This is a genomic window from Clostridium mucosae (genome assembly GCF_024622765.1).
Classification (GTDB): Bacteria; Bacillota; Clostridia; order Clostridiales; family Clostridiaceae; genus Clostridium.
Genome location: NZ_JANKAF010000014.1, coordinates 83920 through 92731, shown reverse-complemented (window position 1 = coordinate 92731; position 8812 = coordinate 83920). Strand labels below are relative to the sequence as shown.

The window sequence follows — 8812 nt, the reverse complement described above, 5'->3', positions numbered from 1 at the left end:
CAGAACGTCGTGAGACAGTTCGGTCCCTATCCGTCGCGGGCGTAGGAAATTTGAGAGGAGCTGTCCTTAGTACGAGAGGACCGGGATGGACTGACCTCTGGTGCACCAGTTGTTCCGCCAGGAGCATAGCTGGGTAGCTAAGTCGGGAAGGGATAAACGCTGAAAGCATCTAAGCGTGAAGCCTCCCTCAAGATGAGATTTCCCATAGCATAAGCTAGTAAGACCCCTTGAAGAACACAAGGTTGATAGGTCAGAGGTGTAAGTGTGGTAACATATTTAGCTGACTGATACTAATAGGTCGAGGGCTTGACCAATAAAAAACAGGCTTAAAATTAATTCATGTGCAATTTTCAGAGAACACTCTGAAATCTGGTGATGATGGCGTAGAGGAAACACTCCTTTCCATTCCGAACAGGAAAGTTAAGCTCTACAGCGTCGATGGTACTGCATGGGAGACTGTGTGGGAGAGTAGAACGTTGCCAGGTTATATGGCTCGATAGCTCAGTCGGTAGAGCAGAGGACTGAAAATCCTCGTGTCCCTGGTTCGATTCCTGGTCGAGCCACCAGAATAAAAAGCACTAACATTAGTTAGTGCTTTTTTATTATGCTCTGTAATTTTATTATTTAAGTTCTTCTAGGACAGCATCAATATGTCCTTTAACTTTAACTTTTCTAAACTCTTTCACTAAATAACCTTTTTCATCAATTATAAATGTACTTCTTTCTATACCCAAAACTTTTTTACCATACATATTTTTTTCTTTGATAACATCGTATAATTCGCAAACAATCTTATCTTCATCACTTAATAAAATGAAAGGTAAATTAAATTTTTCAATAAATTTATTATGTGAATTTAAGTTATCTTTACTTATTCCAAGAACTATAGCATTTTGATCTGTTATTTTATCTATATTATCCCTAAAATCACATGCCTCTGTAGTGCATCCTGGTGTATTATCTTTAGGATAAAAGTATAGTATAACTTTTTTTCCTCTATAATCACTTAATTTATGTTCCTTTCCATCAGATCCCATAAGAGTAAAATCTGGCGCTAATTTTCCTATTTCCATTATATAATATCCTCCTTTTAAGCTTTATTTAATTATAATACCATTAATAATTATTATCAACAAATAATGCGAATCTTAATCGTAATTTAGATTAATTAGATAAATATTTATTGCAACTTATATATTTTATTATAAACTCTGTTATAATTAATAATGATTAAAATTTAAAATAAAGGAGATATTTCAATGGAAGATAAAATTTTAGCTACCATAGCGGGTAGAGAGATTAAGGAATCAGATTTACAAAATATGATAATGAGATACCCAGCTGATAAAAGAGCATATTTTGAAACAGTAGAGGCAAAGAAGCAATTATTAGAGCAAATGCTTTCTTTTGAATTAATCAATATGCTAGGCAAAGAGTTAAATATAGAAGATACAGAAGAATATAAGGAAAATGTAAAACAAGCAGAAAAGGATATATTAACTCAGCTAACACTAAATAAATTATTATTAGAAGTTACTGTTACAGATGAGGATGCATTAAATTATTATAACAATAATAAAGGAGAATTTACTCAACAACCAACAGTTTCTGCTAAGCATATATTAGTAGATTCAAAAGAACTTTGTGATAAAGTTAAGAGTGAAATAGATTCAAATGAATTAACTTTTGAAGAGGCAGCTATGAAATACTCAACTTGTCCTTCAAAAGAAGAAGGTGGAAATCTTGGTGCATTTGGAAGAGGTATGATGGTTCCTGAGTTTGAAGATGTAGCTTTCAAATTGGATATAAATGTTGTAAGTGAACCAGTTCAAACACAATTTGGATACCATTTAATAAAAGTTGAAGATAAAAATGAAGGAAAAGAAATGGCATTTGAAGAAGTTAAGCCTCAAATAGTTAATAAGCTATTACAAGAAATGCAACAAAGAAAGTATCTAGATGTTGTAAAAGAATTAGAAAAGAAATATGGAGTTACTAGAGCTTAAAAATAGTGAAAAAAGGAATTGATATATCAATTCCTTTTTTATTTATAATAGTTCATTAAAGCTAAGTATGTATTTATCTGATAATTCTATTAAAGCATCTTTTTGACTTTCAGATACTTTATCATATATTGAATAAACGTGCATATCGGCAAGCTTAGCCCCTTTAACAGCTTGTACTATATCTTCGAATACTAAGCAATTTTCAGGCGATATACCTAGTTTTTTAGCTGATAATAAATAGATATCAGGATTATCCTTTGATTTCTTTACTTCTTCAGTTGTAGTTATCGCATCAAAATATTGATATATATTATTATTTTTTAATGTTGCTTCTAATAATTGAACAGAATTACTAGTTGCTAATGCTATTTTAATGCCTTTTTCTTTTAATAAATCTAAATATGAAATGACGCCTTCTTTTAATTTGATTGTATTGGAATAGTGATAAAAAGCCATATCATGCCATGTTGAAATTATTTTATCTATATCATCAGTTATATTAAATTTGTTTTTAAAGTAGGTTGCTGTTTCCGTTAAAGTAAGATGAGTTATCTCTTCTTGAAGATTTTCAGGGACAGGATAACCAAAGTTTCCTAGGTATTCTTCATCTATTTGTGCCCATATTCCCATTGAATCTATTAATGTTCCATCTAAATCAAATATGACTGCCTTAATATTATTCATATATGTAAACCTCCTTTTAAATACTGTTCAACAATATTATAGTAAGCTAAATATATAGCTTAGATGTAGTAATAATTTTATTAAAAGTTTTATTTATATATAAAAAACTTAAAAATTTATAGCAATAATGAAATCTTTTTCATATACTGATTGTAAGTAGAATTTTGAAAAGGGGATAAGATTTATGTGGATATTAATATTGTGTGCCTATATATCAATAATACCAATAGTATTAATTTCTTGTAAATCTATTGGATTTGACGATAAACTTAATGAAGTACATGATTATATAGATTGTAACTAGCTATATAAATAAATCCATTTCATAAATTATAAAAAAATAAGAAATCCTCTCGAATAGAGAGGATTTCTTTGGTCGGGGTGACAGGGATTGAACCTGCGACCTCATGGTCCCAAACCACGCGCGCTCCCATCTGCGCCACACCCCGAAGTACATTATAATTATAGTAAGTATAATCTATTATGTCAACACTTTTAAAATAAAATATTAAATTATTTAGGTGAAACCTATTATGATTAAGTTATAGTATTAATATAAAATTATAATGATTTTATATAGCCAAATAGAAGTAGAGTTATATTTATAATATCTTTACTTATGACTATTAAATATGGTATCTTTTAAGTAAATTATAAACTTTGTTTAGGGTATATCGTATATTTACTTTTAATTTGTTTAAGATCGTTAAAAGTAAATATTAATGAGCTTAATGAAACGTTATGAAATTATTTTAAGATTTAAAGTTTATATAAGCATAATTTAATTGGAGGTCAAAGTAATGAGAGGAAGTACTATAGTTATTATTTTAGGTAGCATAGGATTTATATTAATGGGATTTTTATCATTAAAAAGTAAAAAAATGAAGAATTTTCTGAAGGATAGTGGAGTCTATAGTGATATTGAAAAGTTTATGAAGCTTAACGGAATATTTAATATATCTATAGGTTTTGCAGGAATTATTTTAGGCGCATTAGATTATATATTCATAGAACAATCAAAGTATATAGTAATAATATTTATACTTACTATTGCTATTGCATCTTTTGTTCAAAATAAGATGCTTAAAAAATACAGGAATATATAATTTCATATATTCCTGTATTTTTATTTGAATGAACTTTTTATAGCAATAGTATTATTAGCAATGTCATTAATAATTTTATATAGAAGTTATTAATGACATTGCTAATAAATTTATATAGAAATTATTCATAAAACTATTATAAAAACGATAGTATACAACATATAATTATAGAGAGATTTAGATAAAATTAGTTATATTTACATAACTAAGTATTATCCAGATATGTACAGTATACATTTACATTGTCTAAATATCTCATTTTTTAAAAAATTACCATTGTCCAAGCTTTCCATAAGTGTTATAATGGTAATATATCACGTAGGGAGAGGGGGATGGTCTAAGGACCAAACACTTATGAAAAAGAGGATTTTATCTATTGTTATGGCTGGTGCTTTAACAATAACTTCAGTAACACCAGTTTTTGCTACTCCTAATCAGGAAGTAATAGAAAATCAACAAAAGTATGATGACATAAATAAGAAAATAGAAGATATTCAAGGTAAGATATATGGTTTAAATGAACAAATAGCTCCATTAGAAGAAAAGGTGAACAATAATCAAAAGCAAATGGATTCTATTAAGGATGAAATTGAAAACACTAAGAAAGAAATCGAAACTTCAAAGGTTGATATTTCAGAAAAAGAAGAAGTATTAGGAAAGAGATTAAGAGAGCTATACAAATCAGGTGGACAAGGTAGTTATTTAACACTTTTATTTAGTGCAGATAGTTTTAGCGATCTTATATCTAAATTAGATTCTGCTACTAGACTTGTAAATATTGATAAGAAAATAGTAAAAGATTTAGTAGATAAGAAAGAAAAGTTAGATGAGAAGGTTACTTCTTTAGAAGAAAAATCAAATGAAATAGCTAAAATAAATGAGGAAACTAAAAAAGTCTTAGCTGAGTCAGAAGGTAAGAAGAAGGAGCAAGAAGCTCTTGTTGCAGATGCAAAAGCTGAACAAGCTAAATTTGATGAAGAGTTCTTATCTGTTGCAGAAAGAAGTTTAGTTGAACCACAACTAGCAATACTAGAATCATCTAGTTCTATTACTGAGCTTCAAAGTGCTATAAGCCAATTAAGAAGTATCAGAGATAATCAACTTAAAAGCCCTATCGTAACAGAAGAGATTAATAATGCAATAGAAGCTGCTAAGGTTAAAGTAGAAGAGCTACAAGCTCAAGAAAATGCAGCTAGTATACCAAATAGAGGACCTGGATCTGGATCATCAGCTACAGGTAATGCAATAGTAGATTTTGCATATGGATATATTGGTAGACCTTATGTTTTTGGAGCTACAGGACCAGATAGTTTTGACTGTTCAGGATTTACTAGCTTTGTATTTAGAAATGCAGCAGGAATAGATATAACAAGAACTACTTATACTCAAATAAATGTTGGAACTCCAGTTTCATATGGAGAATTACAACCAGGAGATTTAGTATTTACTTATGGTTCAGACCACGTTGGAATATATGTAGGTGGAGGTCAATATATACATGCTCCTCAACCTGGAGATTATGTTAAAGTTTCACCAGTTACATCATTCTACGCTGCGAGAAGAGTACTATAATTAGAATTTTATTAATATTGTATTATAAACTCCGTCAAAATTTGGCGGAGTTTATTTGTTTATATCATGTAAATTGAACTTTAATAAAATATTTATAAAGTAATTGATTTATATGATATAATTTAGAAAGATTACAAAGCAATAATATAGATATAAATAAAGATAATGAATTTCTAATTAATAGTATTAGTTTATAATAATGGTTGATAATAAGAATATAGTTATAGAAATAATTCGAGGTATTTAAAATGAATAAAGATGTGAATTTATTAGAAGATGAATCTATCGATGATTTACAATTAGATAACTTATATCTGATTCAAAAAAAATCAGGCTTTAGATTTGGTGTAGATGCAGTTTTACTGTCAAACTTTGCAAATGTAAAGAAAAAACATAGAGTTATAGATTTATGTACAGGTACTGGAATAGTTCCTTTTTTATTATATGGAAAGTATAAGCCAGAAGAAGTAATAGGAATAGAAATTCAAAATGAAATGGTTGAAATGGCTAAAAGGAGCAGTAAGTATAATGAATTAGAAAGTGTTGTTAAATTTGAAAATGCTGATTTAAAGGATATCAAGTTTTTAAATCAATTAGGAAAATTTGATGTTTTAACAGTTAATCCTCCATATAAATTAAATAACTCAGGAATATTAAATCCTAATGATAAGTTAGCAATAGCTAGGCATGAAATTTTATGTACATTAGAAGATGTGATAATAGCAGCTAGAAAGCTTTTAAAGGATAATGGAAGAATGTATATGGTACATAGACCTGAGAGATTAATAGATATATTTGAGCTTATGAGAAAGCATAAGATTGAACCTAAGAGAGTTCAAATGATCCAGCCAAATAGTAAAAAGGCTCCTAATATAGTATTAGTTGAAGGTCAACGTGATGGTGGAGCATATTTGAAATGGGAAGCACCACTATATGTATATAATGAGGATGGTAGTTATTCAGATGAATTAAATAGAATATATGGTAGGGAGGAATAGATTTATGGAAAAAGGTAAGTTGTATTTAGTACCAACTCCAATAGGTAATTTAAAGGATATAACATTGAGGGCATTAGAAGTATTAGAAAATGCAGACATCATAGCTGCAGAAGATACTAGGCAAAGTTTAAAACTATTAAATCATTTTAATATAAAGAAAAGTTTATTTAGCTATCATAAACATAATGAACAAGGAAGAAGTGAAGATATAATAAATAAATTAAATGATGGAATGAATATAGCACTTATTACTGATGCCGGCACTCCGGGGATATCTGATCCAGGAAGTGTTATAGTTGAAAAGTGTATAGAACAAGAAATAGAATTTGAAGTATTACCAGGAGCAACAGCAATAACTACTGCTTTGGTTTACTCAGGTTTAGATACAACAAAGTTTATATTTAGAGGTTTTTTACCTAGAGAAAATAAAGATAGAAAACCTGTAGTTGAAGAAATTAAAAATGTTAGAGATACTATAATATTATATGAAGCTCCACATAGATTATTAGATACCTTAGAATATTTATTAAATAATATAGGTGATAGAAAAATTGCGATATGTAGAGAACTTACGAAGCTTCATGAAGAAATTTATAGAGGTAGAATATCATTAGCATTAAATTATTTTGTAGAAAATAGACCGAGAGGTGAGTTTGTTTTAGTTATTGAAGGTAAATCTGAGGATGAAATAAAAGCTGAAAAAGAGGCTTTATGGAGCGATTTAACAATAGAAGAACATTTAATAAAGCTAATAGAAAGTGGAATAGAAAAAAAAGAAGCTATAAAATTAGTTGCAAAAGAAAGAAATATACCTAAAAAAGAAGTTTATAAGTACTCAACAGAACTATAATTAAATCCCCTATGATTTTATGAAGTCATAGGGGATTTAATTATAAATAACTTTTTAAATATAAGTATTAAAAATTATTTTTTTAATTCAGTTAAGCAATTTTTACAGATGTTTTTACCTTTATAGTTTACAACATCTCTAGCATCTCCACAGAAGATACAAGCTGGTTCATATTTCTTTAAGATTATTTGCTCTCCATCTACATAGATTTCTAAAGCATCTTTTTCAGCTATATCTAATGTTCTTCTTAATTCAATAGGAATAACTATTCTTCCTAATTCATCTACTCTTCTTACTACACCAGTTGATTTCATTATATTTCCTCCTTAAAACAAGTTTCGACATCTTGCAAGTTAATATTACTAAAAATGTAATTAAAAGTCAACAGAAAAGAGAAATATTTTAAAAAAATACACATTTAATTTGCCTTTCAAAGTCATAAATACAATATACTACCATAAATTAGAAAAGTCAATACTATTTAATCAAATTTCTAGGGAAATAGTAAAAAAATGTAGAATGGCTTGTCTACTAACTTATAAAGAAGAAAGAAGAGATCTTAGAAAAATAAAATTAAAAAAAAACTAATAAAAAAAGAAAAAAATGTAAAAAATAATAACAGATATGAGGTTTAGATTAAAAATTAAAAAAGCGACAATTATTTTTTATTGACTTTTAAAGAAATAATAGAATAAAATTAAACAGGCAGAAGTAACTTGTAATAAGTTTATATATACTATATAATTAAAATAAGAATAAGTTTTTAGAGGTGGATATAATGGTAAAAAAAATAGATACTAATTATATAACAGAAATTGCAGAAGAAATGTCTAATAGTACCATGGTTGGCTATAATGATTTACCTAAATATGATCTATTTTTATCTCAAGTTATAGATTTTTTAAATGATAAATTTATAGAGGATAAATATACAAATAATATAGTGCAAAATTATATAAAGAGCGAAGTTATTAGCAAACCAGAGGATGGAAAAAAGAGAGGCTATACTAAAATACATCTTATACAATTAGTACTATTAAGCTACATGAGGCCAGTATTGACAACGGAAGAAATTAAAAAGGTTTTCAGTTTGGCATTTAATGAAATAAATGATAGATCAGATGATATAATATCTTGGGAAAATGCATATAAGATATTTTCAGAAACTCAAAGTGAAAGCTTTAAAGATTTCCTAAGTAAGCCAGCTGTAAATGAAGAAAAGTTAGATAGTATAATTTCAGAATTAAAATTAAATGAAAAAGATGAAAATAGTATAAGAACATTTGTTATTGTAATGTCACTTATTGCACAAGCGAGTGCTATAAAAAAATTAGTTCAAAAGATAGTGAATGAATATCATTCAGAATAAATATTATAAAAACTATATTAAATTAATATATAAATTAAAAAATCCTCACTTAAGTGCATATGTAAATAGTGGGGTGATTTTATGGAAGAGGTAGTTAATTTAGTGGCTAATCTAGGTTTTCCTATAGCAATTTCCTTATATTTATTAATAAGAATAGAAGGAAAGCTGGAGAGTCTTACTAATAGCATAAATAATCTATCACAAACTATTAATTCAATTAAATAAAA

The 8812-nt window shown here is 27.8% G+C and carries 10 protein-coding genes, 2 tRNA genes and 2 rRNA genes; 10 read left to right on the top strand and 4 right to left on the bottom strand.

Going from position 1 to position 8812, the window contains the following annotated elements; translation table 11 throughout:
* The 3 genes from NSA50_RS14660 to NSA50_RS14650 all read left to right on the top strand — a co-directional run.
* Positions 1 to 314 (top strand): 23S ribosomal RNA (locus NSA50_RS14660); the annotation flags it as partial.
* 54 nt (positions 315 to 368) lie between these two features.
* Positions 369 to 485 (top strand): 5S ribosomal RNA (gene rrf, locus NSA50_RS14655).
* Between the two features lie 5 nt (positions 486 to 490).
* Positions 491 to 566 (top strand) — tRNA-Phe (locus NSA50_RS14650).
* Positions 567 to 620: 54 nt separating this feature from the next.
* Here the strand turns inward: NSA50_RS14650 and bcp are convergent.
* Positions 621 to 1073, bottom strand: a complete 453-nt coding sequence (gene bcp, locus NSA50_RS14645) for a thioredoxin-dependent thiol peroxidase (RefSeq protein ID WP_195264464.1) — start codon at positions 1071 to 1073, stop codon at positions 621 to 623.
* Between the two features lie 186 nt (positions 1074 to 1259).
* Here bcp and NSA50_RS14640 point away from each other — a divergent pair, with 186 nt between their 5' ends.
* On the top strand, positions 1260 to 2006 hold the full coding sequence (locus NSA50_RS14640; RefSeq protein WP_195264463.1) for a peptidylprolyl isomerase: 747 nt from the start codon (positions 1260 to 1262) through the stop codon (positions 2004 to 2006).
* 42 nt (positions 2007 to 2048) lie between these two features.
* Here the strand turns inward: NSA50_RS14640 and NSA50_RS14635 are convergent, their stop codons facing one another.
* Both NSA50_RS14635 and NSA50_RS14630 read right to left on the bottom strand, forming a co-directional pair.
* Positions 2049 to 2690, bottom strand: a complete 642-nt coding sequence (locus NSA50_RS14635; RefSeq protein WP_257446188.1) for an HAD family hydrolase — start codon at positions 2688 to 2690, stop codon at positions 2049 to 2051.
* A 373-nt stretch (positions 2691 to 3063) separates the two neighbouring features.
* A tRNA-Pro gene (locus tag NSA50_RS14630) sits at positions 3064 to 3139 on the bottom strand.
* Positions 3140 to 3490: 351 nt separating this feature from the next.
* Here NSA50_RS14630 and NSA50_RS14625 point away from each other — a divergent pair.
* From NSA50_RS14625 to rsmI, 4 genes are all read left to right on the top strand, one after another.
* A complete protein-coding gene (locus NSA50_RS14625) occupies positions 3491 to 3796 on the top strand; it encodes a hypothetical protein (RefSeq protein WP_195430628.1) in 306 nt (101 codons plus the stop codon).
* 354 nt (positions 3797 to 4150) lie between these two features.
* A complete protein-coding gene (locus NSA50_RS14620) occupies positions 4151 to 5368 on the top strand; it encodes a C40 family peptidase (protein WP_195264460.1) in 1218 nt (405 codons plus the stop codon).
* Between the two features lie 248 nt (positions 5369 to 5616).
* The gene (locus tag NSA50_RS14615; RefSeq protein WP_257446181.1) at positions 5617 to 6366 is read left to right on the top strand and encodes a tRNA1(Val) (adenine(37)-N6)-methyltransferase; all 750 of its coding nucleotides are present in this window, start codon (positions 5617 to 5619) and stop codon (positions 6364 to 6366) included.
* Between the two features lie 4 nt (positions 6367 to 6370).
* Positions 6371 to 7216, top strand: a complete 846-nt coding sequence (gene rsmI, locus NSA50_RS14610; RefSeq protein ID WP_257446179.1) for a 16S rRNA (cytidine(1402)-2'-O)-methyltransferase — start codon at positions 6371 to 6373, stop codon at positions 7214 to 7216.
* Between the two features lie 74 nt (positions 7217 to 7290).
* Here the strand turns inward: rsmI and NSA50_RS14605 are convergent, their stop codons facing one another.
* Complete coding sequence (locus tag NSA50_RS14605) at positions 7291 to 7530, bottom strand: AbrB/MazE/SpoVT family DNA-binding domain-containing protein (RefSeq protein ID WP_008676225.1); 240 nt, start codon at positions 7528 to 7530, stop codon at positions 7291 to 7293.
* 464 nt (positions 7531 to 7994) lie between these two features.
* Here NSA50_RS14605 and NSA50_RS14600 point away from each other — a divergent pair, with 464 nt between their 5' ends.
* Positions 7995 to 8585 carry a DUF1836 domain-containing protein gene (locus NSA50_RS14600; protein WP_257446173.1) on the top strand — a complete coding sequence of 197 codons (591 nt, stop codon included), beginning with the start codon at positions 7995 to 7997 and terminating at the stop codon, positions 8583 to 8585.
* Positions 8586 to 8666: 81 nt separating this feature from the next.
* A complete protein-coding gene (locus NSA50_RS14595) occupies positions 8667 to 8810 on the top strand; it encodes a YvrJ family protein (protein ID WP_195264456.1) in 144 nt (47 codons plus the stop codon).
* Positions 8811 to 8812 lie beyond the last annotated feature (2 nt).